Here is a 22,982-nt window from a genome sequence, read left to right on the forward strand (position 1 = left end):
CGTCAGCTGTTGAGATCGCTGGGGCCACAGCGTGCCAACCACAATGCCCTGTGGTTATGGGTCACGGCTTTCGCCGGGACGACACGTGGAGCGAGTGTTAGCCGACATTTTCTGGCACGACTTGCGCAGAGAGAAATCAGCCCCTGACCGGCAGCGTCACCACATCGTAGCCGTGGCTGATCTTCCGCTTCAGCACCGGGTCTTCCAGTTCGAACTCGAAGCGGCTGGCGGGGCGGATGCCGCCCTTGGCGGCGAAGGTGCCGCCGAACATGGCGCAGCCGTCGGGCAGCGCGCCCTGGTCGAAGCCGCGCGCGATCAGGTCCTTCACCGGCAGCATGTGATCGAGCGTGCCTTCCTGGTAGAGCACGCGCTGGCCGCCGATTGTGGCCCAGGAGCGCAGGACCAGCTGGTCCCAGTGATCAATCACATCCTCGAGTTCCCACAGCTCCGACGCCATCGGCTTGTCGCACATCTGCTTCGACACGGTGACGCTGTAGCTCTCGACCTTGCGGTCGGTGTGGTCGGAGCCGCAGCCGACGAAGATGCGGCCCTGCCAGCCGATCAGCACGAACTCGACCTCGCCGCTCGAGTCCTCGCCGCAGACCTCGATGATATCGGCGAAGGTGAGCCGGCGCGCCGAGCAGCGGTAGTAGATCGGCGTGGTCGCGGGTCGTGCGATGCCGAGCGCCTCGAGCTCGGCGATGTGCTTGTCGCGCGCCACCGGGTCGCGGCCCGTCCACCCGGCGATCACGGCCTGCCTGATTTCCAGTGCGAGCGGAGTGGCGACGCCCTTGTCGTCGACATTGAAGGTGAGATCAAACACGGATCACGGTCTCCATTCCCGCAGCGAGTTCGAAGATGCGCCGGTCCGAACCGCCGGCGGCGGCGAGCATCAGGCCGACCGGCGCCTCGCCCTCGCGATGCGCGGGCAGCGAGATCGCGCAGCCGTCGAGCACATTGATCAGCGTGCAATTGCGCAGCGCGCGCAAATTCTCGGTGGCGAACGCCTTGTCGTCGGCGAGGCTGGCGATCGTTGGCGGCAGGTTCGCCGTGGTCGGCAGCACCATCGCATCATAGGGCGCGATCCGCGTCTCGGTGCGGGCGATGAAGGAGCGGCGCGCGTTGAGCAGATCGATATAGTCGGCGGCCGGAAAGCCCTCGCCGCGCTGGATGCGCACGGCGACGCGCGGATCGTAGATATCGCCCTTGCTGGCCAGCAGGAAGCGATGCCAGGCATAGCTTTCGGCGGCGGCAAAGCCGCCCTTGGCGTTCATGACGCCGACATCGAGCAATTCGGGCACCTCGATCCGCTCGATCAAGGCGCCTGCGCGCGACAACGAAGCGAGCGCGCGCTCGAAGGTTTTCGCGACGGCATCATCGAGGTCGTCGAGCGCGACCGTGGTCGGCACCGCGAGCCGCATGCCTTTGACCGGACGCGGCGTGAGCGACGTTACCGGCTGGTCGGCGAGCACCGCGTCGAGCGCGGCGCAGCAGGCCACCGAATTGGCCAGCGGGCCGTAGCTGTCGAGCGTGAACGACAGCGGTACGCCGCCATCGAGCGGAATCCGGCGCTGCGTCGGCTTGTAGCCGACGATGCCGTTGAAGGCCGCCGGAATCCGGCAGGAGCCGCCGGTGTCGGTGCCGAGCGCGCCGAACGCCATGCCGTCGGCGATCGAGACCGCCGCCCCCGAGGACGAGCCGCCCGGTACGTGGCCGACGCTCCGGTTCCAGGCGCTCTTCGGCGTGCCGTAATGCGGATTGATGCCGATGCCGGAATAGGCGAACTCGGTCATGTTGGTGCGGCCGATCACGACGAAGCCGGCGCGCTTGAGCCGCGCCACCACCGGCGCATCGGCCTCCGCCGGCGCGGAATCCTCCAGCGCCCGCGAGCCCGCCCGCGTCACCTGCCCCTTGATGTCGAACAGGTCCTTGATCGAGACCGGAATGCCGGCAAAGGGCGACGGCGCCGCATTGGCCTTGCGCAGCCGGTCCATGGCGTCGGCGGCCTCGAGCGCGGCGTCGCGGTCGACATGGATGAAGGTGCGCTGGCCCTCGCCTGAGGGTTCAGCGATCCTGGCGATGCACTGCTCGACGAGCTTGCGGGCAGAGGTCGCGCCGCCGGCGAGATCGGCGGCAAGGGAGGCGAGTGTCGGATTCTTGGGCATGGCTTTCACTTCACGGCTTGCACTTCATGGCTTGCAATTCAAAGCTCTTGCAGCTGATTGTCACCCGAACCGGGGCCGATTTCCAGCCCACCGGCCCTCACCTCGCATCACTTGAGCCCGAAATAGGCGCGGTGCAGCGCTTCATTGCCGCTCATCTCAGCAACCGTGCCGGAGAAGCGGATCCGCCCGCCTTCCAGCACGAATACGCGGGTGGCAATCTCGAGAAAACCGATATTTTGCTCGGCGATCAAGAGTGCCAGTCCGCGGCCCTGCAGGCTCGACAGGGCGCGCAGGACCTCCTTGACGAACAGTGGCGACAGCCCGGCCGAGGGCTCGTCCATAACCAGCAGCTTCGGCTCGGCCGACAATGCCTTGGCGATGCCGAGCATCTTGCGCTGACCGCCGGACAGGCTCGACGCGGGATCGCGGCGCTTGTCGCGCAGCACCGGGAACAGGCCGTACAGTTCGTCGACTCGCGCGCCCGGATTGGCATGCCCCAGCGCCTGTGCGCCGACGCGGATATTTTCCTCGATCGACAGGTCGGGAAACACTGCAAGCTCCGACATGTAGGTCATGCCGCGCTTCATCCGGTCCGACGAGCGCATCCTGGTGATGTCCTCGCCGCCGAGCTTGATGTGGCCGCTGCGGGCTTCGATCAGGCCGACTAGCGACTTCAGGAACGTGGTCTTGCCCGCGCCGTTGGCGCCGAGCAGCAGCACGGTCTCGCCGGGGCGGACGTCGAGATCGACGCCCCACAACACCTGCATGGTGCCGTAGCCGGCATCGATGCCCCTCGTGTCCAGAAGCGGCACCGCATCAGTGGGCATGCTCGCCTCCCAAAAATACCTCGATCACCTGCGGCTCGCGCACCGCGGTCGCGAGCGTCCCCTCGAATATCTCCTTGCCCGCATTGAGCACGATGACGCGGTCGGTGATCTGCTCGATGAAGCCCATCAGGTGCTCGACCACGATGATCGCCATGCCGGTCGCGGCCAAGGCCTTGATGCGGCCGGCGATCCAGTCGAGCTCCGCCGGGTTGAGGCCGGCGGCGAGTTCGTCGAGCAGCAACAGCCGCGGCCGCGTGGCGAGCGCACGGGTCAGATCGAGCATCTTCTGCTGCGCGCTGTTGAGATCGGCGGCCGGACGGTCGGCAACCTCCTTCAGCCTGAAATCCTCGAGCAGTTCGGCGATCGACGGCGCACCGGTGGCGCTGCCATAGGCCAGCGCCACCTGGATGTTCTCGCGCACCGTGAGCGACAGGAACGGCTTCGGCACCTGGAAGGTACGGTTGATGCCGCGGTGAACGAGCTTGTGCGAGGCGACGCCGCCGGCGGACGCGCTGTCGAACACAACCTCGCCGCCATCGGGCGCATAGAGACCGGAGATCACATTGATCGCCGTGGTCTTGCCGGAGCCGTTCGGGCCGACCAGGCCGAGGATCTCGCCCGGTACGACGTGAAAGCTGAGGCCGTCGAGCGCATGGAAGCCGCCGAAGCGCTTGACCAGCTTGGAGACCTTGAGGATCGGGGTTTTCTCAGGGGACATGCCACCCCCTGCGGGTTGCCAGCGACACCAGCCCTGCGGGCAGGAACAGCACCAGGCCCATGATCAGGAGGCCATAGATCAGCTGGAAGTATTGCGGCGTGGTGAAGCCGATCAAATTGTAGATGCCGTAGAGGATCAGCACGCCGACGATCGGGCCGGTGATAGTGGCGACGCCGCCGAACAGCGCGAACACGATCGCGAAGATCGAGAACTCGCCGGAGAACACGTTGTCCGGATAGAACACCGAGACGTACCAGGCGTAGATACCGCCGGCGAGGCCGGCGACCAGCGCCGAGGCGAGCCAGGCGATCACCCGCATCTTCACGATATTGACGCCGGCCATCGAGGCCGACACCGCATCCTCGCGCACGGCCTGAAGCGCCAGCCCGAACGGCGAGTTCTTGAGATAGACCACCGCACCGACGGTCAGCGCCATCACGACGACGGCCGCATAGTAGGCGTGGGTCGGGTTGAAGGTGCCGGTGAGCGAGACGCCGTAGGGGCCCTTGGTGATGCCTTCCAGCGCCGGGTTGGCAACAAAGTGCAGCACCGCGAGCGAAGCCGCGAGGTTGGCGATCGCGAAATACGCGCCCGACAGCCGCAGCAGCGGTGTCAGCAACAGGCCGAGCGCGACCGCCACGACGCCGCCGACCAGCACGGAGAGCGGCGCGGGCGTCTGCAGATGCATCACCATGATGGCGAAGCCATAGGCGCCGGCGCCGAAGAAGCCGACATAACCGAACGGCAGATAGCCGGTGAAGCCATAGATGATGTTCACGCCCTGCGCGAGGATCAGGAAGATCACGAAGTTGAACAGCAGCAGATGGTTTTGATAGACGCCGGGCAGCAGCGCGAACACTACCACCAGCGGCGCCAGGATGAACAGCAGGTGCTTCGATGCGTTATGCAACGCGCACCCGCCTTCCGAGCAGACCGCTCGGGCGCAACAACAGGATCACGATCAACAACACATAGGGCAGCAGGTCGGCCCAGGAACTGAGATAGGTCTGCACCAGCATGTAGCACAGGCCGTAGACGACGCCGCCGAGCGCGGTGCCGAGCGGATTGCCGAGCGAACCCAGCACGACGATCGCAAACGACGTCACGGTCGCATCGGCGCCGAACGCCGGCGTCACCGAGCCGAACATGAAGGGCGCGAACACGCCGGCGACCGCCGCGATGCCGAGACCGATGCCGAACGCCGCCGCCGAGACGCGATCGACATCGATGCCGGTCGCCAGCGCCTCGTCACGGCGTGACATCACCGCGCGTGTCAGGGTGCCGAGCCGCGTGTGGTAGAGATAGAGGTAGATCAGCGCGATCGCGATCAGGCTGGTGATCGCCGCGATCACCCAGGGCGCGGGAAAGCCCTGGCCGAAGATCTGGATCGGCCCTGCCCCGCCCGCCTTGCCGCCGAACCACTTCACCTTGATGGTCGTGAACACGGTGCCGAGCAGCCGGCTCTGGATCGAGCGCTCGCTGGTGCCGGCGAAGATCGTGGTGACGGCTTCGATCACCTGCGACAAGCCGAAGAACAGGATGATCGACAGCATTTCCGGATTGGCCGAGCCCTGCAGCCGCGGCACCAGCACCCAGTACAGCAGCACGCCGACCAGCACGAACACCACGAAGGCGAGCGGCACCGCGAACAGCGGGTCGATGCCGGCGATGCCGACCACGCCGAGCGCGATGAAGGCGCCCAGCATCAGGATGTCGCCATGCGCAAGGTTGACGATGCGCATGACGCCGAACACGAGATTGAGACCGATGCCGACCAGGCTGAAATACAACCCGAACAGCACGCCGGCAACGAGCGCATAGGTCATGCTACCCGCTCACCGCCGAAGGTTACGCCTGCCGCACTCACCTGCATCACGGCGCCGGATAGATCGGCTTGCCGGTGGCGGTCTCGCGCGGATAGATCGAGACGAACTTGATGTGATCGTGCTCGTCGACCGTGAGCTGGCCGAGCGGCGTCAATTCGCCGATCTGGCCGCCGGTCTCATCCAGCGCGAAGGTGCCGTCCAGCGTCTTGAGCTGGCCGCTGAGCGAGAACACCGCGCGGCGCAGCTCCATCTGGTCGAGGCTGGTCGCAACCGACAGCGTCTTCTCGATCACCAGCGCGGTGGTGTAGCCGGCGACCGCGTTGAAGCCGAACTCCATCTTGCCGTCGTTGTACTTCTTGGTCCAGGCGGCGCGGAAATCCTTCATGTTCATCCCGAAATTGACGGGATAGTCCAATTCGGACGGCGGCACATAGGTCCAGATGTGCTCGAGGCCCTTGGCGCCGACATTCTTTTCGAGCAACTCGGTCTCGAGGCCGGCATAGATCGCGAACAGCATCTTGAACTTGGTGCCGACGTCCTGGACGTTGCGCAGGAAGGCGATGTCGTTCGGCGCATAGCCGAAATGGATCACCGCGTCAGGATTGGCGTTGCTGATGTTGTTGATGATGACGTTGTAGTTGGTGGTCTCGGTCGGAACGCCCTGGTCATAGACGATCTCGATCGGCGCGCCGGACTCCTTGACGAACTTGCGGAACGCGTTGGCCTGGGTACCGGTGAACTCGTTGGTCGAATAGAGGATGGCGACCTTCTTGATGCCGAGGCCCGGGCCGTCATGACTGATGAAGTCGGCGACCGGCTTCGGCCACACCGTCGACACGGGGTCGGCCATCAGCGCGATGTAGGGATTGTCCTTGGAGAAGAAGCTCGCGCCGGTGCCGGTCTGGTCGAACAGGAACATCTTGTGGTCGCGCGCGATCGCAACCGCGGGCGCCGTCAGCACCGATCCGGAATCGGCGACCAGGAGGTCGACCTTATCTTGGGTGACGAGCTGATTATAGAGCGTCGAGGCGGTCGCGGTGTTGCTCTGGTCGTCATAGGAGACGAGCTTGATCGGGATCTTCTTGTCGAACGCCTTCACGAACACGCCCCCCTCGGCGTTCTTCTGCTCGACCCACAATTTCAGCGAGCTGTAGACCGGCATCGAGATCGAGGCGTAGCGCCCCGACGACGCATAGAGCGTGCCGATCTTGATCTCCGACGGTGCGTCGGCGGCCATCGCCTGCGTGGCAAATGCGAGGCTGGCAGCGAGTGCCGCGCCGATGATCCTCAGCATGATATTGTTCCTCCCGGCTATCTTGAACGTGTCTTGGACGTGTCTTGAACCGCGGCCCTTCTACGCGCCGGATCGGAGCGGCACAAGCATCGCGGCCTTAGCAATTGTGCGAGGGGCGGAATATGCGGCATGCGCGGGACACAGGCCGCCGCGCGGAGCATGGATGGACCGTTGACGGGCCTTGGTTCAATGGCGCATCAAGGCTGTAACGATTTCGGGAGGAGACATCAGACATGGCCGAGCCCGCGCGCGCGAAACCAAAACCGACACCGGAGACCCAGCATTTCTGGGATGGCACCAAGGCCGGCGAGCTGCGCCTGCAGCGCTGCGATGCCTGCGCCAATGTCTACTTTCCGCCGCGGCCGTTCTGCCCCTCCTGCGCCTCGCGCAAGGTCTCGATCTTCAAGGCCAGCGGCAAGGGCAAGCTGTACAGCTACGTCATCAACCACCGTCCCGCCGCGCCCGGCTTCACGCCACCTTATGCGATCGCCGTGGTCGAGCTCGACGAAGGTCCGCGCATGATGAGCAACATCATCGATTGTCCGCAGACGCCGGAAGCGCTCGAGCTCGACATGCGGCTCGAGGTCGCCTTCGAGGCGCTCGACGACAAGATCACCCTTCCCTTGTTCCGTCCGGCAAAGGGGTAACGCAATGCGCAGGAACCAGGTTGCCGTCGTCGGCGCGGCCGAAACCACCGAACTCGGCGTCATCCCGAACATGTCGCAGATCCAGCTGCACGCGGACGCGGCGCTGAATGCGATCGCGGACGCCGGCTTGAAGCTGTCCGACATCGACGGCTTCGCCACCGCGGTCGAGACCCCGCAGCAGATGGCACACTATCTCGGCATCACGCCGACCTGGGTCGACGGCACCTCGGTCGGCGGCTGCTCCTTCATGCTGCATGTCCGCCACGCCGCCGCCGCCATCGAGGCCGGCCTCTGCAAGACCGTACTGATCACCCACGCCGAGAGCGGCAAGTCGATGATCGGCAAGCAACCGCGCTTCACGCCGGCCGACAGCCTCAACGGCCAGTTCGAGGCGCCGTTCGGTGTCTACGGGCCGCCGAGCATGTTCCCGATTCCCGTGCTGCGCTTCATGAAGACGCACGGCATCACGCATGAGCAGCTTGCGATGGTCGCTGTCGTGCAGCGCGAATGGGCGGCGAAGAATCCGCGCGCGACCATGAAGGATCCGATCACGGTCGCCGACGTCCTGAACTCGCGGATGATCGCCTATCCGTTCCGGCTGCTGCAATGCTGCCTTGTCACCGACGGCGGCGGCGCGCTGATCCTCACATCGGCCGACCGCGCCAAGGATTTCCCGAACAAGCCGGTCTACATCCTCGGCACCGGCGAGAGCGTGGAAACGGCGATGGTCAGCCAGATGAAGACGTTCGACTCGTCGCGCGCCTTCAAGGTGGCGGGCCCCCTGGCCTTCAAGGAGGCCGGCATCACCCACAAGGACGTCGATCATCTGATGATTTACGACGCCTTCGCACATCTGCCGCTCTACGGCCTCGGCGACCTCGGCTTCATGCCGTACGAGGAGACCGGGAGGTTCATCGCCGACGGCAACACCCGCCCCGGCGGCAAGCTGCCGCTCAACACCAATGGCGGCGGCCTCAGCTACATGCACTCCGGCATGTACGGCATGTACGCGCTGCAGGAGAGCGTGCGGCAGATGCGCGGCATCGCGCCGGCGCAGGTGCCGAACGCGAAGATCTCGGTCTGTCACGGCGTCGGCGGCATGTTCGCCGCAAGTGGCACGATCATCTTTACGAACGAGAAATGAATGAGCTGCTCGCTCCCCCTCTCCCCGTTCTTACGGGGAGAGGGCTGGGGTGAGGGGCTGCTTCCACACACCGGACTCGCGGAGAGTCCCCCTCACCCGGATCGCATCTGCGATGCGATCCGACCTCTCCCCGCAAGCGGGGCGAGGTCAGCAAGAACCAAGGAGAACCGACATGGCAAAATCACTGCAGGATAAAGTCATCATCGTCACTGGCGCGGGGCGCGGCATCGGCCGCGAGATCGCGCTGCTCTGTGCGGCGGAAGGCGCCAAGGTCGTGGTCAACGATCCCGGCGGCGCCGCCGATGGCGCCGGCACGAGCGCGGCGCCCGCCGAGGAGGTGGTCGAGGAAATCAAGAAGCGCGGCGGCACCGCGGTCGCCAATTTCGAGTCGGTGGCGGAAGCGATCCCCGCCAGCAAGATCGTGAAGACCGCGACCGACCATTTCGGCCGGCTCGACGGCGTCGTCAACAATGCCGGCATCCTGCGCGACATGATCTTCCACAAGATGAGCGTGGAGGCGTTCGAGGCCGTCATCAAGGTGCATCTGATGGGCTCGTTCTATGTGAGCCACGCCGCCGCGCGGATCTACCGCGAGCAGGAGTCGGGCTCGTTCGTGCACTTCACCTCGACCTCCGGCCTGATCGGCAATTACGGCCAGGCCAACTACGCCGCCGCCAAGCTCGGCATCGTCGGCCTGTCGAAATCGATCGCGCTGGACATGGGCCGCTTCAACGTGCGCTCGAACTGCGTGTCGCCGTTCGCCTGGACCCGCATGATCGGCACCATCCCGACCGAGACCGACGCCGAGAAGGCGCGCGTCGAGAAGATCAAGCAGATGGGCCCGGAGAAGATCGCGCCGGTCTGCGCCTATCTGCTGTCGGACGCGGCCAAGGACGTCACCGGACAGATCTTCGGCGTGCGCATGAACGAGATCTTCCTGTTCGGCCAGCATCGTCCGGTGCGCTCGGTGCATCGCGGCGAAGGCTGGACGCCCGAGACCATTGCCGAACACGGCATGCCGGCGCTGAAGGGATCGTTCGCCAAGCTCGACCGCTCGGCCGACGTCTTCACCTGGGATCCGATCTGAACCCGATTTGATCCTCCGATCTGATCTGACAGTTTTGTGAAATCGTCGCCTCCGCGAAACAGCGGGGGCGGCACACTCTTTGGTTGTTTCATCATGGCGTGCCCGCATTGTGCCAGAATTGCGGGGGTATGATCGTCCTCCCGATAACAAAAAAGCCTGGGAGGACTTTCGTGACAAATCCAAGCAACATTCAGAAACACAAGGGCGACGGTGCGAAGGCGTTCGACCGTCGGACAATCTTGCGCGGCGCAACCGCGCTTGCTGCAACCGCGATGGCGGCATCCGATGCCGCAGCGCGCGACTTCGGCCCCAACGCGGAACCGCAGCGCTATCCCGATCCAGACATCGTCGTGATCGACGACAAGCGCTTCAAGGCCAAGGTCGGCAACACCGCGATCAAGCGGCTCTACACCGGCTGCCTGTGGGCGGAGGGCCCGGCCTGGAACGCGCAGGGCCAGTATCTGGTCTGGAGCGATATCCCGGCCAACCGGCAACTGCGCTATCTCGACGACGACGGCCACATCTCCGAGCAATTCCACAAGCCGTCGAACGAGGCCAACGGCTCGACCTTCGATTTCGAGGGCCGCCAGATCACCGCCGAGCGCACGCGGCTGGTGCGCTACGAGCACGACGGAACCGTCACGCCCCTGGCGGAGCAGGCCAATGGCAAGCAGCTCAACGGGCCGAACGACATGGTCGTGCATCCCAACGACAAGTCGATCTGGTTCACCGATCCCGGCTATGGCGCTATCTCGATCTATGAGGGCCAACTGGCCAACACGGGATCGAAGCAGCCCTACCAGAAGGAAGCCGTCTATCGCATCGACGCTGCGACCGGCCAGATCACCAAGGTCGCCGACGAGCCGTTCAAGCCGAACGGCATCGCCTTCAGCCACGACTACAAGAAGGTCTATGTCTGCGACACCGGCACCACGCATTACCCGAACGCCAAGAACATCGTCTGGCAGTACGACCTCAATGGCGACAAGCTCTCCAACCCGCGCACGCTGATCGACATGACGCTGGACGGCAAGTCAGGCTTCCCGGACGGCATGCGTGTCGACGTCGACGGCAATATCTGGGTCGGCGCCGGCTGGGTCGGACCGGGCTATGACGGCGTGCAGGTGTTTGCGCCCGACGGCCAGCGCATCGGCCAGATCCTGCTGCCCGAGACCTGCGCCAACCTCACCTTCGGCGGCAAGAAGCGCAACCGCCTGTTCATGACCGCAAGCCAGTCGCTCTACGCGGTCTATGTGGAGACGAAGGGCGCGCACAACTGTTGATCTAAGCGTCGTCCCGGCGAAGGCCGGGACCCATTACCACCGCTGTTGATAGCTGAAGAAAGCTGGGGCCCACATCGTTCACGACACTCCCGGTCGTGGTTATGGGTCCCGGCCCCGTGCGCAATCGCGCACTAGGCCGGGACGACGCTGCGGCTATCCGCTGTTTCTCAACCCCGCCGAGATCCCGTTGATCGTGATCTGAATCCCGCGCAGCACCTGCTCGTCCGGGTTCTGCGCGCGATACTCCTTGAGCAGCTCGACCTGCACGTGATTGAGCGGATCCATGTAAGGGAAGCGGTTGCGGATGCCGCGCTCCAGCAGCGGATTGCCCTGCAGCAGCCGGTCATGCCCCATGATGTCGAGCAGCGTCTCGATCGACAGGTGCCATTCGCGGCGGATCTGGCCAAAAATCTTCTCGCGCAACGCGACGTCGGGCACCAGCTCGGCATAGCGCGAGGCGATCGCGATCGAGCTCTTCGCCAGCACCATGTCCATGTTGGAGAGCAGCGTGCGGAAGAACGGCCATTCCCGATAGAGCTCCTGCAGGAACGCCATGCCCTGCTCCGGATGCCCGGATATCCAGCTCTCGACCGCGCTGCCGAAGCCATACCAGCCCGGCAGCATCAGCCGGCATTGCGCCCAGGAGAACACCCACGGGATGGCGCGCAGGTCCTCGATCTCGCGGGTCTTCTTGCGCGAGGCCGGGCGGCTGCCGATGTTCAGCGTCGCGATCTCGTTGATGACGGTCGAACCCCAGAAATAATCGGCGAAGCCTTCGGTCTCATAGACGAGGCCGCGATAGGCCTTGAAGGCGAGCGCAGATATTTCCTCCATCGCCTTGAGATATTCGGGGCGCGGCGCGCTCTGCCGCGGCTGCAGCAGGCTGGTTTCCAGCGTCGCCGCGGCGAGGATTTCCAGATTGCTGCGGCCGACCTCGGCATTGGAATATTTCGAGGAGATGATCTCGCCCTGCTCGGTGATGCGGATCTGGCCGTTCACGGCGCCGCCAGGCTGCGCGATGATCGCGTCATAGCTCGGGCCGCCGCCGCGGCCAACCGAACCGCCGCGGCCGTGGAACAGGCGCAGCCGCACGCCGTGGCGCTCGAACACCTCGACGAGGCCGATCTCGGCCTTGTAGAGTTCCCAGCCCGAGGTGACGAAGCCGCCATCCTTGTTGCTGTCGGAATAGCCGAGCATCACCTCCTGCACGCTGCCGAGACTGTCGACCAGCTTGCGATAATCGTGCAGCACCAGCATGCGGTCCATGATGCCGCTGGAGGCCTGCAGATCCTCGATGGTCTCGAACAGCGGCACGATGTTGACGGCGCTGCGGCCGGACGGATTGACCAGCCCGACTTCCTTCAAGAGCACCGCGACCTCGAGCATGTCGGACATGCCCTGGCACATCGAGATGATGCACTGGGAGATCACCTCCGGCCCGAACCTGGCATGCGCCTCGGCCGCGGCCCGGAACACGGCGAGCTCGCTTTGGGTCTCCTCGGAATATTTCACGAAGGGCGAGGCCAGCGGCCGTGTATTGCGCAGCTCGCCGAGCAGCAGGCTGACGCGGGCGTCCTCGCCGAGCGCCAGATAGGACATCCCCGGATTGGCGGTGTCGAACAGTTCGGCGATGGTACGCTCGTGCACCGCCGAGTTCTGGCGGATGTCGAGCCGCGCCAGATGGAAGCCGAAGCAATCCACCGCCCGCCGCAACAGCCGCAGCCGGCCGCGCGCGATCACGCTGGAATTGTTCGCGATCAGCGAGCTGTTGAGCACGTCGAGGTCGGCCTGGAATTCCCTGGCGCTCGCATAGGGCTCGGCCTTGCCGACCGGCGGCCGCTTGGTCTCGACCTCGAGCCGAGAGGCCGTCGCCGCAAGCCTTGCATAGATACCCGATACGGCCAGACGATACGGCTCGCCGCTGCGATGCGGCGAGGTGTCGGGCGAGCGCTCGGCGAGGCTCCGCAGCTCGTCCGAGACGTCAGCGAGATGCGCCGCCAGCGACAATTCGGCGCCAAGCGCATGCAGCTCCTCCAGGTAGAAGTTGAGCGCCTGGCTCGACTGCAGGCGCAGCGTGCCGCGCATCACCTCCGCGGTGACGAAGGGATTGCCGTCGCGATCGCCGCCGATCCAGCTTCCCATCCTGAGGAAGGAAGCGAGTTCGCCCGCTTCGCCGCCCTCCTTGTTCAGGCGGTCCTCCAGCGCGCAATGCAGCCGCGGCACCTCCTGCAGGAAGGTGTAGTCGTAGAACGACAGGCCGTTGGCGACCTCGTCGAGCACGGTCAGCTTGGTCCGGCGCAGCAGGTTGGTTTGCCACAACGTCACGACCGCGCGGCGCAGTTGCTCGTCGCTGGCCTCGCTCTCCTCCGGCGTCATCTGCAACCGCTCGCGGCGGTCGAGCAGATGCGCGATCTCCATCTCGCGGTCCATCGTGCTCTTGCGGCGGACCTCGGTCGGATGCGCGGTCAGCACCGGGCTGACCAGCGCGCTCCTGAAGAAGCTGCGCAGGTCGGCCGGGCTGATGCCGGCCTGGCGGGCATGCACCAGCGTCTGCTCCAGCGTGCTCGGGCGCGGCGCCCCGCTGGGGCCGCGGCTGCGCATCTGGCGGATGTTGTTCTGGTCCTCGGCAATGTTGGCGAGGTGGGAGAAATAGCTGAAGGCGCGGACGATCTGCAGCGTTTCGGCGATCGACATGCCGTCGAGGATGCCTTCCAGCTCCCGCCGCGCCAGCCTGTCCTCGTCGCGATGGAAGCGAACCGAGGTCTGGCGGATGCGCTCGACCAGGTCGAATACATCGGCCCCTTCCTGGTCGCGCACGGTGTCGCCGAGAACGCGCCCCAGCAGGCGGATGTCGTTCCGGAGCCGCGCATCCTCCTCCTGCGCGGTCGCTTCCAGAAGGCTGACCTCCGCGGCACGCTTGGCGCGGATTTCCGTCTCGGACGGCATGGTCTGGGGAGGCATTACCTGGGGAGACATGGCTTGGCTACTCCGGAGGCTGCCCGGCTCCCCCCGAGTGTGCGCTTTTTTTGCCGCAGCGCAAGATGAACTTGGTGGCGGTGCACACTGACCAATGTCGTCCCGGCGAAGGCCGGGACCTATCGAACCTTGGCATTGGATGGGGCCGCAGCTCACGCAACGGAACATCCGTGGTTGTGGGTCCCGGGTCGCGCGGAGCCTGTCATCGGGCGGCGCTTCGCGCCGACCCGTTGGCTTTCCCGGGACGACGGTTGCTCGTTGGGCTAGATTCTCCGCCCCGCCCGTTCCCAGTATGGATCGCGCAGCCGGCGCTTGAAGATTTTCCCGGAATCCTCCCGCGGCAGGTTGGTCTGGATCTCGATGTGCTTGGGCACCTTATAATCGGCGAGCGCAGTCTTCAGCTGGGCGCGGACGGAGGCGATGTCGAGCACGACGCCGACCTGCGGCTCGACCACCGCCATCAGCGCCTCGCCGAACTCGGCATCGGGAATCCCGAACACCGCGCAGTCGTGCACGCCGGGGACGGCATGCAGCACCGCCTCGATTTCGGCCGGATAGATGTTGACGCCACCCGAGATCACCATGTCGCGCTTGCGATCGCAGATGAAGACGTAGCCGTCGGCATCGATATAGCCGACGTCGCCTGAGGTGATGAATCCCTGGCGGTCGATCTCGGCGCGCTTCTCGGCCTTGTTGTGATAGGTGAAATCGGGATTGCCCTTGATCCGCGAATAGATCTCGCCGATCTGGCCTTGCGGCACCTCCTTGCCGTCGTCGCCGATGAACCGCAGCTCGGCACCGGGCGAGATCTTTCCGACCGTGCCGGGCTTCTTCAGCGCGTCCTCGGAATTGGCGAAGGTGACCGCGCCTGACTCGGTCGAGCCGTAGAATTCATAGATCACCGGCCCCCACCATTCGATCATGGCGCGCTTGACATCGGGCGGACAGGGCGCGGCGGCATGGATGATATGGCGCAGCGACGACATGTCGTACTTCCGACGCACCTCCTCGGGCAGCTTCATCAGGCGGATGAACATCGTCGGCACCATGAAGATGGTGTCGATCCGCTCGCGCGCGATCAGCTGCAGAAACTCCTCCGCGTCGAAGCGCGGCATCAGCACCAGCGCGCCGCCGAGCTTGCCCGAGCGCAAGCCGAAGGAATTCGGCGCAGAATGGTAGAGCGGTCCCGGCAGGATCGCGCGTGCGCCGGGCTTCAGGCCGTAGATCATCGCGCGCATTGCTTCCGCATTGGCGGTCTGCTCCGGCGTCGGCGCGAAGCGGCGCACGCCCTTCGGATGGCCTGTGGTGCCCGAGGTGTAGATCATGTTCTGCGGCTGCGGCACCACCGGGCCATCGTAGCGTGGGAATTGCGCGAGCCAGGCTTCGAAATCGATCGCGAAATCCGGTGTCGCCAGATGATCGGGATTGATCTTGTAGTTGGCGAGGATTTCCGGCGGCGTCGGCACGCTGAGCACGATGACATCGGGCGGGATCGCACCGCGCAGCGGATGCAGCATGTCGGCATGACCGATCAGGACGCGCGTGCCGGAATCCGTCAGCACATAGTTGATCTCCTCCGGCTTGAAGTGCCAGTTGATCGGCACGCCATAGGCGCCGAGCCGCATCGCGGCATAGGCAGCCTCGATGAAGGCAATGTCGTTGCGCATCAGCATGCAGACGCTGTCGCCCGGCTTGACGCCGAGCTCGTTGAGGCCGCTGGCAATACGGTCGGCGCGCTCGGCCACCGCAGCGTGATCGCGCCGGCGACCGCCGCTGACGATGCCGAGGAAGGGCTGGGACGTTTCGTTCATTTCTGCGTTGTTCTTCGTTATTCGTCAGCGGCCTCGTTGCCTTCGTCATCACCGGGCTTGTCCCGGTGATCCACGTCTTTACCACCGCAACAAAGACGTGGATGGCCGGGACAAGCCCGGCCATGACGGCTACACATCGTCACGCATCCACAAACCTTGGCGCGCGCTTCTCCAGATTGGCGCGCACGGATTCGGTCTGGTTCGGACTACCGAGCAGCTTCTGCTGCTCGACCGACTCCGCGAGCAGCGCGGCCGCCGGATCGACCGACAGATTGTTCAGCATGCGCTTGGCGGCACGGATCGCATCCGGGCTCTTGCCGGCGATCTCGCGCGCGATCTCGAGCGCCGCGGCGCGCGGGTCGTCGCAGACGCGGGTGGCAAGGCCGTAACTTTGGGCCTCCTGCGCCGAGAAGATACGGCCGGTATAGGTGAGCTCGCGCAAGATGTCGTCGCGCACGAGGCTCGCGAGGATCGGCGTGCCCGCCATGTCGGGCACCAGGCCCCATTTGATTTCCATGATCGACATCCGCGCATCCTGCGAGAGGAAGCGCATGTCGGCGCCGAGCGCGAGCTGGAAGCCGCCGCCGAACGCGACGCCGTGGACCGAAGCAATTACCGGCACCGGAAGCTGGCGCCAGCCCCAGACCGCCTGCTGCGGGAAATTGGCCTTGCCGTGGGTGCGGATGGTGAGATCGCGCTTCTCGCCGCCCGGCACTCCGTTACCGCCGTCTTTCATGGCGGCGAACCGGCCCATGTCGAGCCCGGCGCAGAACGCCCGGCCCTCCCCGGACAGCACGACCACCCGAACGGCCTTTTCCCTGGAAAGCCGGTCGGTTGCGGCCACCAATGCCTCGAACATCGCGGCGTCGAGCGCGTTCATCTTGTCCGCCCGCACTAGGCGGACATCGGCGATACCGTCCGAAATCGATATCGAAACGCGATCTTCCATTGAAATCTCCTCCGCTGTTCCTTGTTGGCGCTTTACAGAAAGGCCGTTGTCCGCTTTTAGTCAATCGACCAATTAACTGACAACCCCCGTGGAGGAAACGATGTTCTCTGATCAGCTTCTTGCCGGGCGGCGCATACTGGTAACCGGTGGTGGCACCGGCCTCGGCAAGTCCATGGCCTCGCGGTTCCTCCAGCTCGGGGCCGAGGTGCATATCTGCGGCCGCCGCAAGAGCGTCTGCGACGAGACCGCAACCGAACTGATGGCCGAGCATGGCGGGCGCGTGGTCAGCCACGGCGTCGATATCCGCAATGCCATGGCGGTCGACGAGATGATCGAGGCGATCTGGACCACCAGCGGCCCGCTCACCGATCTCATCAACAACGCCGCCGGCAATTTCATCTCGCGCTCGGAAGAATTGTCGCCGCGCGGCTTCGATGCGGTCGCCAACATCGTGATGCACGGCACCTTTTATGTGACGCACGCGGTGGGCCGGCGCTGGATCGCCGGCGGGCATCGCGGCAACGTGGTGTCGATCACCGTGACCTGGGTGCGCAACGGCTCGCCCTATGTGGTGCCATCGGCGATGAGCAAGTCGGCGATCCACGCCATGACCATGTCGCTTGCCATCGAATGGGGCCGTCACGGCATCCGCCTCAACACCATCGCGCCCGGCGAGATCCCCACCGAAGGCATGAGCAAGCGCATCAAGCCCGGCGATGAGGCCGGTGCGCGCACCAAGGCAATGAACCCGATGGGCCGCGTCGGCACCATGGAGGAATTGCAGAACCTCGCGGTGTTCCTGATCTCCGGCGGCTGCGACTGGATCAATGGCGAGACCATCGCCATGGACGGCGCGCAGGCGCTGGCGATGGGCGGCAATTTCTACCAGCTGCGCGACTGGAGCGATGACGACTGGACCAAGGCGCGCGAGTCGATCAAGGCCCAGAACGAGAAGGACCGCGCGGCGCGAGGTTGAGGCCCGCGCGCGTGCCGCAATCACCGCTGTCGTCCTGGCGAAGGCCAGGATCCATAACCATCGCTGCTCGTTGTTGAGCTCGCTGCGGCCCCAGCGTCGCGCCACATTCAGATTCGTGGTTATGGGTCCCTTCCTTCGCCGGGACGACGATGCTGAAACAGCGCGGCCGCTTGCTCCGTATTGTCTTTGCCGCCGGATCCCGCCACACTCCGCGCAACCAAAACAAGACGTCACGGGGGAAACATGTCCGACGCGCCGAAACTGACCAATCTTGCCGACATGGTGCGCGACCGCGCCAAAAGCCGCGGCAATGCGCTGGCCTATGAATTCGAGGGTCGGCAAACCAGCTTCGCCGAGTTCGACGTCAAGACCAACCGCGTCGCCAATGCGCTGATCGCGATGGGCGTCAAGAAGGGCCAGCGCATCGCCTATCTCGGCAAGAACAGCGATTTCTATTTCGAGCTGTTGATGGGCGCGATGAAAGCCGGCGTGGTGATGGCGCCGGTGAACTGGCGCCTTGCAGGCCCCGAGGTCGCCTTCATCGTCGACGACTGCAAGGCCCCCGTCCTGTTCGTCGGCCCCGAATTCATCACGCAGGCGCGCAACATCAGCGACAAGCTGCCCGGCGTTCGCACCATCATCACGACCGAGGGCGGCGCGCCGGAATGGCCCGACTTCGTCGCCTGGCGCGACGCACAAAGCGGCGACGACCCGCGGGTTGCGATCGAGCCAAAGGACATCGCGATCCAGCTCTACACCTCCGGCACGACGGGCAAGCCGAAGGGCGCGATGCTGTCGCACGCCAATTTCCTCAACCTCGTGCAGAGCGGCAACGAGGCCGAGAAGCCGGAATGGAACCGCTGGACCACCGACGACGTCTCGCTGGTCGCGATGCCGATCTTTCACATCGGTGGCTCCGGCTGGGGCGTGATGGGGCTCTATCACGGCGCCCGCGGCGTGATCGCGCGCGAGTTCGATCCGACCAAGGTGCTCGACTTCTTCGAGCAGTCCGGCATCACAAAGCTGTTCATGGTGCCGGCGGCGATGCAGTTCGTGGTGCGGCAGCCGCGCGCACGTCAGGTCGACTTCTCCCGCCTGAAATACATGCTCTATGGCGCCTCCCCGATTCCGGCGGCGCTGCTGAAGGAGTGCATCGAGGTCTTCAAATGCGGCTTCGTGCAGATGTACGGCATGACCGAGACCACCGGCACCATCGTCGCGCTGCCGCCGGAGGACCATATCGAAGGGCTCGACCGCATGCGCTCGGCCGGCAAGGCGTTGCCCGGCATCGAGCTTGCGATCCTCGACGCGGACGGCAAGCCGCTGCCGCCGGGCGAAGTCGGCGAGATCGCGACCCGCTCCGGCTCCAACATGGCCGGCTACTGGAATCTGCCCGAGGCCACCGCGCGCACGATCGACAGCGACGGCTGGCTGCGCACCGGCGATGCCGGCTACATGGACAGTGACGGCTACCTCTACATCCACGACCGCATCAAGGACATGATCATCTCCGGCGGCGAGAACATCTATCCGGCCGAGGTCGAGAGCGCGCTGTGCGACCACCCCGACGTGGCGGAAGCCGCTGTCATCGGCATTCCCGACGACAAATGGGGCGAGGCGGTGAAGGCGGTGGTGGTGATGAAGCCGGGAAAAACTGCGACCGCGACCGACATCATCAACTTCACGCGCGAGCGGATCGCCGGCTACAAGACGCCGAAATCGGTCGACTTCATCCCGGCGCTGCCGCGCAATCCGTCGGGCAAGATCCTGCGGCGGAGCCTGCGTGAACCGTACTGGGCGGGCAAGGATCGGCAGGTGAATTAGCCTCCTGTCGTCCCGGCGAAGGCCGGGACGACGATGGAGGGAGATACGCATCACGCCTTCATCTTCTCCCGCAAGACGCGCCAGCGCTCCTGCGCCTCTTTCGGCCAGACCTCTCGCCGATCATAATACTCGGCGAACACCTTGGCGCCCCGCGGGAGCGTCACCCAAGGCTGCTTCGATGACGTGAAGATGTGGACATCAGGCGGGCACTGGCTCGGATCGTCCAGCGTGCCGACGCGGACGAAGCGCACCGCCGGTCCCGCGCCCGGATAATTGCTCCACACCGCGACCTTGCAGATGGGGCAGCGCGCGATTTTCTGCCCCTTGCCGCTCGCCGACGGTGTGTCGACGATCTCGGGCTCGGCCGCGATGTGCTCGACCCGCTCGGCCTCGTACATCGCGTTGAGCGCGTGCGCGGTACCGGTCTCGCGCTGGCACCAGGTGCAGTGGCAGGCGTGCACGATCAGCGGCCTGCCGGTCAGACGGTAGCGGACATTCCTGCAGGTGCATCCACCTTCCATGTTCATGCCGCCTCCTCTGCGTTAGTGCTTGCCGGCTCCCATGTAGCCGAACAGGAAGCCCGCTACCTTGCGCTTCTGGATCTCCTCGCTGCCTTCGGTGATGCGGTAGCGGCGATGGTGGCGATAAATGTGCTCGAACGGCTTGTGGCGCGAATAGCCCATGCCGCCATGTACCTGCATCGCGCGGTCGGCGGCTTCGCAGCACAGACGGTTTGCCCAGAAATTGCACATCGAGACCCGATCCGACAGCGTGTGCTCGACCTGCGCCTGGGTCAGTTGATCCATCTCCCAGGCGGTCTTGCGGATCAATAGCCGCAGCATCTCGGCCTGGGTCGCGAGCTCGACCAGCGGCCACTGGATCGCCTGGTTCTCGGCCAGCGCCTTGCCGAACGGCTTGCGCTCGCGGGCATATTTCACGCTCTCATTGATGCAGTAGACCGCAGCGCCGAGCGAGCTCGCCGCCTGGCGGATGCGGTTCTCGTGCACGAAGCATTGCGCCAGCGACAGGCCGCGTCCGACCTCGCCGAACTGCGCATCCTCTGGCACGAATACGTCGGTGAAGCTGACCCGCGGATGGTCGGTCGGCATGTTGAAGGTCCACATATACTCCTCGACCTTCACCCCCGCGGATTTCGCCGGCACAAGGAAACAGGTGATGCCGCGGGCGTCGCCGTCATTGCCGGAGGTGCGGGCAAACAGCGCGCAGTGCGTCGCGACATGCATGCCCGTGGTCCACATCTTCTCGCCGTTGATGATCCAGCCCTTGACGTTGTCACGCGTGGCCTGAACCGCTTTGGTGTCCATATGCGTGGCGTCGGAACCATGCTCGGGCTCGGTCAGACCAAACGTGATGCGGTACTTGCCGGTGATGGAGCCGTCGATCATCGCCTTCTGCTCGTCGGTTCCGTAGCGGTCGAGCATGGTGACGATCGGCAGATTGCCGACGATCGAGTGCTCGTTCTGCAGGTCGTTGTGCAAGCCGAGACCTTTCGAGGCAAAATGTTCGCGGATCACGGCCATCCAGAGATTGGAGCCGTCCTTGCCGCCGTAACGCTTCGGAATCGCGAAGCGCAGGTGGCCGGCCGCATCGGCCAGGTTCTTGGCCTTGCGCAGCAGCAGCTCCCAGTCATGGCGCGGCAAGCCACCCTTGTCGAAATCGGTGCGCGCCCATTCACGGCGATGGTCGAAGAAGCGGATGTTGTCATCAGCCTCTTCCAGAGGCTTGATCTCGCGTTCGATGAAACGATCGAGCTCGGCGAGATAGGCTGTCAGGTCAGCCGGCAGGTTGAAATCCAAGGCGGTCTCTCCCGGAAATATTGTTGATTCTGATTTTGCGTCTAGACGCTGTCGCGCATCCACGTTCGGATCGATTAAGGTGAGAAGCCTGTCGCCAAGTCAAGCAGGCGAGCGAGGCTTGCACGCGCGGTCGCCTTGCGCAATTGGATGGCACGGAACGCCATGCAGGCGCTAGGATACGAGCAATATTCTTCGCCGCAGAAAATCGACGGGAGCAAACATGGATCTGAAATTCTCCAAGGTGACGCGCAAGGGTCCCATCACCATCGTGACGCTGTCGCGGCCCGAAGTTTACAACGCGCTGCATATCGACGCGCATTTCGAGCTCAACAAGGTGTTCGACGACTTCTCCGCCGATCCCGAGCAGTGGGTCGCGATCGTGACCGGCGCCGGCGACAAGGCGTTCTGCGCCGGCAACGACCTGAAATGGCAGGCCGCCGGCGGCAAGCGCGGCTGGGACAAGGGCGGCTTTGCCGGCCTCACCACCCGCTTCGACTGCGACAAGCCGATCATCGCCGCCGTCAACGGCGTCGCGATGGGCGGCGGGTTCGAGGTCGCATTGGCCTGCGACCTGATCATTGCCGCGGAGAATGCGACCTTCGCCCTACCCGAGCCGCGCGTCGGCCTTGCCGCGCTTGCCGGCGGCCTGCAGCGGCTGCCGCGCCAGATCGGGCTGAAGCGCGCCATGGGCATGATCCTGACCGCGCGCCATGTCAGCGCCAAGGAAGGCCTCGAGCTTGGCTTCGTCAACGAGGTGGTGCCGCAGGGAGAGGCGCTGGCAGCCGCCGAGCGCTGGGCCGAGACCATCACCAAGAACTCGCCGATGTCGATCCGCGCCTCGAAGCAGGCGATCCAGAAGGGCCTCGAAGTCTCGCTCGAGCAGGCCATGACCGAGCAGCGCGACTATCCGGCGGTGAAGGCGATGGCCGCCTCGCAGGATTACATCGAGGGACCGAAGGCGTTTTCGGAGAAGCGGCCGCCGAAGTGGCTCGGGCGGTAAAGACTTCGTCCGCACCTCAATGGCGGGGGAGTGAGCGCATCGCTGTCTCCCCTCGTCGTCCCGGCGAAGGCCGGGACCCATCACCACCTATGTGAATTGTGGATGAAAGGCTGTGGCCCAGCATCGCACCACAAGTGAGATTTGGGGTTATGGGTCCCGGCCCCCGTGCGCAATTGCGCACTAGGCCGGGACGACGGCAAGCTTGTTGGAGCGCAGCGAGGCCCAGTGACGCGCGTCGCGATGGGTATCGCTTCGTCCCACCCGCCCTACTTTCCGAGTTCCCTCTTATAAGACGCGTAGTTCGGCTGATCGACGGCGAGCTTGTCCATCGTGGTCTGCCAGAGATGCTCCGATAGGCCCGGCGTGTTCAGATCGACCGCGCCACCTGCGATCTTCTCCGACAGCGCGCGGTTCAGCTCCATCAGCGTCCCGTCGATGTCCAGCAATTGCTTCAGCCGCGCGGCTTCGACCGCATCGCCGGCCTCGGCGAACGCGAGCTGCCGCGTCACAAGGTCGAGCGCGTTGATGCCGACGCGCAGCTTGAAGCCGTTGTGTCCCTTGATCGCGGGCGCGATCTCGCTGCGCAGGAAATCGGCGACGGCCTTGATCAGCTCCGCGGGTGTCGGTTCGTCCTGCAT

20 protein-coding genes are annotated in these 22,982 nt (G+C 64.9%); 7 read left to right on the plus strand and 13 right to left on the minus strand.

The window, feature by feature from the left end:
- Positions 1-136 precede the first annotated feature (136 nt).
- The 7 genes from JEY66_RS30755 to JEY66_RS30785 all read right to left on the minus strand — a co-directional run bounded on the left by JEY66_RS30755 (position 137) and on the right by JEY66_RS30785 (position 6,830).
- Complete coding sequence (locus JEY66_RS30755; protein WP_018270561.1) at positions 137-823, minus strand: DUF2848 domain-containing protein; 687 nt, start codon at positions 821-823, stop codon at positions 137-139.
- Entirely contained in the window at positions 816-2,165 is a 1,350-nt protein-coding gene (locus JEY66_RS30760; RefSeq protein WP_018270560.1) for an amidase, read from the minus strand. The genes JEY66_RS30755 and JEY66_RS30760 overlap by 8 nt, the downstream gene beginning before the upstream one ends.
- Positions 2,166-2,272: 107 nt before the next feature.
- Positions 2,273-2,992 (minus strand): ABC transporter ATP-binding protein, encoded by a 720-nt coding sequence (locus tag JEY66_RS30765; RefSeq protein WP_018270559.1) that lies wholly within the window; start codon positions 2,990-2,992, stop codon positions 2,273-2,275.
- The gene (locus JEY66_RS30770) at positions 2,982-3,710 is read right to left on the minus strand and encodes an ABC transporter ATP-binding protein (protein WP_018270558.1); all 729 of its coding nucleotides are present in this window, start codon (positions 3,708-3,710) and stop codon (positions 2,982-2,984) included. The genes JEY66_RS30765 and JEY66_RS30770 overlap by 11 nt, the downstream gene beginning before the upstream one ends.
- Positions 3,700-4,620 (minus strand): branched-chain amino acid ABC transporter permease, encoded by a 921-nt coding sequence (locus JEY66_RS30775; RefSeq protein ID WP_018270557.1) that lies wholly within the window; start codon positions 4,618-4,620, stop codon positions 3,700-3,702. The genes JEY66_RS30770 and JEY66_RS30775 overlap by 11 nt, the downstream gene beginning before the upstream one ends.
- Positions 4,613-5,536 carry a branched-chain amino acid ABC transporter permease gene (locus tag JEY66_RS30780; RefSeq protein WP_018270556.1) on the minus strand — a complete coding sequence of 308 codons (924 nt, stop codon included), beginning with the start codon at positions 5,534-5,536 and terminating at the stop codon, positions 4,613-4,615. Before JEY66_RS30780 ends, JEY66_RS30775 begins: the two co-directional genes overlap by 8 nt.
- Before the next feature lie 46 nt (positions 5,537-5,582).
- Positions 5,583-6,830 (minus strand): amino acid ABC transporter substrate-binding protein, encoded by a 1,248-nt coding sequence (locus tag JEY66_RS30785; RefSeq protein ID WP_018270555.1) that lies wholly within the window; start codon positions 6,828-6,830, stop codon positions 5,583-5,585.
- 233 nt (positions 6,831-7,063) lie between these two features.
- On the opposite strand from JEY66_RS30785, the gene JEY66_RS30790 reads away from it, so the two are divergent.
- The 4 genes from JEY66_RS30790 to JEY66_RS30805 all read left to right on the plus strand — a co-directional run bounded on the left by JEY66_RS30790 (position 7,064) and on the right by JEY66_RS30805 (position 10,991).
- Entirely contained in the window at positions 7,064-7,477 is a 414-nt protein-coding gene (locus JEY66_RS30790; protein WP_016841161.1) for a Zn-ribbon domain-containing OB-fold protein, read from the plus strand.
- 4 nt (positions 7,478-7,481) lie between these two features.
- Positions 7,482-8,621 (plus strand): thiolase C-terminal domain-containing protein, encoded by a 1,140-nt coding sequence (locus JEY66_RS30795; protein WP_018270554.1) that lies wholly within the window; start codon positions 7,482-7,484, stop codon positions 8,619-8,621.
- Between the two features lie 172 nt (positions 8,622-8,793).
- The gene (locus JEY66_RS30800; RefSeq protein ID WP_018270553.1) at positions 8,794-9,708 is read left to right on the plus strand and encodes an SDR family oxidoreductase; all 915 of its coding nucleotides are present in this window, start codon (positions 8,794-8,796) and stop codon (positions 9,706-9,708) included.
- A gap of 170 nt (positions 9,709-9,878) precedes the next feature.
- Positions 9,879-10,991, plus strand: coding sequence for an SMP-30/gluconolactonase/LRE family protein (locus JEY66_RS30805; RefSeq protein ID WP_018270552.1), 1,113 nt, complete (start codon positions 9,879-9,881; stop codon positions 10,989-10,991).
- Positions 10,992-11,144: 153 nt separating this feature from the next.
- Here the strand turns inward: JEY66_RS30805 and ppc are convergent, their stop codons facing one another.
- The 3 genes from ppc to JEY66_RS30820 all read right to left on the minus strand — a co-directional run bounded on the left by ppc (position 11,145) and on the right by JEY66_RS30820 (position 16,727).
- Positions 11,145-13,952, minus strand: a complete 2,808-nt coding sequence (ppc, locus tag JEY66_RS30810) for a phosphoenolpyruvate carboxylase (RefSeq protein ID WP_026192491.1) — start codon at positions 13,950-13,952, stop codon at positions 11,145-11,147.
- Between the two features lie 278 nt (positions 13,953-14,230).
- Positions 14,231-15,778 (minus strand): acyl-CoA synthetase, encoded by a 1,548-nt coding sequence (locus JEY66_RS30815; protein ID WP_018270550.1) that lies wholly within the window; start codon positions 15,776-15,778, stop codon positions 14,231-14,233.
- A gap of 139 nt (positions 15,779-15,917) precedes the next feature.
- Entirely contained in the window at positions 15,918-16,727 is an 810-nt protein-coding gene (locus JEY66_RS30820) for a crotonase/enoyl-CoA hydratase family protein (RefSeq protein ID WP_018270549.1), read from the minus strand.
- Between the two features lie 100 nt (positions 16,728-16,827).
- Between JEY66_RS30820 and JEY66_RS30825 the strand changes: the two genes are divergently transcribed.
- Together JEY66_RS30825 and JEY66_RS30830 are read left to right on the plus strand one after the other, a co-directional pair.
- On the plus strand, positions 16,828-17,703 hold the full coding sequence (locus tag JEY66_RS30825) for an SDR family oxidoreductase (RefSeq protein ID WP_018270548.1): 876 nt from the start codon (positions 16,828-16,830) through the stop codon (positions 17,701-17,703).
- Between the two features lie 243 nt (positions 17,704-17,946).
- A complete protein-coding gene (locus JEY66_RS30830) occupies positions 17,947-19,527 on the plus strand; it encodes a fatty acid--CoA ligase (protein WP_018270547.1) in 1,581 nt (526 codons plus the stop codon).
- A 50-nt stretch (positions 19,528-19,577) separates the two neighbouring features.
- Here the strand turns inward: JEY66_RS30830 and JEY66_RS30835 are convergent, their stop codons facing one another.
- Positions 19,578-20,054 (minus strand): GFA family protein, encoded by a 477-nt coding sequence (locus JEY66_RS30835; RefSeq protein ID WP_018270546.1) that lies wholly within the window; start codon positions 20,052-20,054, stop codon positions 19,578-19,580.
- A 15-nt stretch (positions 20,055-20,069) separates the two neighbouring features.
- Entirely contained in the window at positions 20,070-21,344 is a 1,275-nt protein-coding gene (locus JEY66_RS30840) for an acyl-CoA dehydrogenase family protein (protein ID WP_018270545.1), read from the minus strand.
- Positions 21,345-21,564: 220 nt separating this feature from the next.
- Here JEY66_RS30840 and JEY66_RS30845 point away from each other — a divergent pair, with 220 nt between their 5' ends.
- The gene (locus JEY66_RS30845) at positions 21,565-22,344 is read left to right on the plus strand and encodes an enoyl-CoA hydratase-related protein (protein ID WP_018270544.1); all 780 of its coding nucleotides are present in this window, start codon (positions 21,565-21,567) and stop codon (positions 22,342-22,344) included.
- A 266-nt stretch (positions 22,345-22,610) separates the two neighbouring features.
- Here the strand turns inward: JEY66_RS30845 and JEY66_RS30850 are convergent, their stop codons facing one another.
- On the minus strand, positions 22,611-22,982 hold the full coding sequence (locus JEY66_RS30850; RefSeq protein WP_018270543.1) for a DUF6285 domain-containing protein: 372 nt from the start codon (positions 22,980-22,982) through the stop codon (positions 22,611-22,613).

It is taken from the genome of Bradyrhizobium elkanii USDA 76, from assembly GCF_023278185.1.
Classification (GTDB): Bacteria; Pseudomonadota; Alphaproteobacteria; order Rhizobiales; family Xanthobacteraceae; genus Bradyrhizobium; species Bradyrhizobium elkanii.

Bases quoted from the DNA above. Each gene is read 5' to 3' on its own strand.
- JEY66_RS30760 (WP_018270560.1), bottom strand. From the start codon at position 2,165: ATGCCCAAGAATCCGACACTCGCCTCCCTTGCCGCCGATCTCGCCGGC.
- JEY66_RS30765 (WP_018270559.1), bottom strand. From the start codon at position 2,992: ATGCCCACTGATGCGGTGCCGCTTCTGGACACGAGGGGCATCGATGCC.
- JEY66_RS30770 (WP_018270558.1), bottom strand. From the start codon at position 3,710: ATGTCCCCTGAGAAAACCCCGATCCTCAAGGTCTCCAAGCTGGTCAAG.
- JEY66_RS30780 (WP_018270556.1), bottom strand. From the start codon at position 5,536: ATGACCTATGCGCTCGTTGCCGGCGTGCTGTTCGGGTTGTATTTCAGC.
- JEY66_RS30785 (WP_018270555.1), bottom strand. From the start codon at position 6,830: ATGCTGAGGATCATCGGCGCGGCACTCGCTGCCAGCCTCGCATTTGCC.
- JEY66_RS30790 (WP_016841161.1), top strand. From the start codon at position 7,064: ATGGCCGAGCCCGCGCGCGCGAAACCAAAACCGACACCGGAGACCCAG.
- JEY66_RS30795 (WP_018270554.1), top strand. From the start codon at position 7,482: ATGCGCAGGAACCAGGTTGCCGTCGTCGGCGCGGCCGAAACCACCGAA.
- JEY66_RS30800 (WP_018270553.1), top strand. From the start codon at position 8,794: ATGGCAAAATCACTGCAGGATAAAGTCATCATCGTCACTGGCGCGGGG.
- ppc (WP_026192491.1), bottom strand. From the start codon at position 13,952: ATGCCTCCCCAGACCATGCCGTCCGAGACGGAAATCCGCGCCAAGCGT.
- JEY66_RS30815 (WP_018270550.1), bottom strand. From the start codon at position 15,778: ATGAACGAAACGTCCCAGCCCTTCCTCGGCATCGTCAGCGGCGGTCGC.
- JEY66_RS30820 (WP_018270549.1), bottom strand. From the start codon at position 16,727: ATGGAAGATCGCGTTTCGATATCGATTTCGGACGGTATCGCCGATGTC.
- JEY66_RS30825 (WP_018270548.1), top strand. From the start codon at position 16,828: ATGTTCTCTGATCAGCTTCTTGCCGGGCGGCGCATACTGGTAACCGGT.
- JEY66_RS30830 (WP_018270547.1), top strand. From the start codon at position 17,947: ATGTCCGACGCGCCGAAACTGACCAATCTTGCCGACATGGTGCGCGAC.
- JEY66_RS30835 (WP_018270546.1), bottom strand. From the start codon at position 20,054: ATGAACATGGAAGGTGGATGCACCTGCAGGAATGTCCGCTACCGTCTG.
- JEY66_RS30845 (WP_018270544.1), top strand. From the start codon at position 21,565: ATGGATCTGAAATTCTCCAAGGTGACGCGCAAGGGTCCCATCACCATC.
- JEY66_RS30850 (WP_018270543.1), bottom strand. From the start codon at position 22,982: ATGCAGGACGAACCGACACCCGCGGAGCTGATCAAGGCCGTCGCCGAT.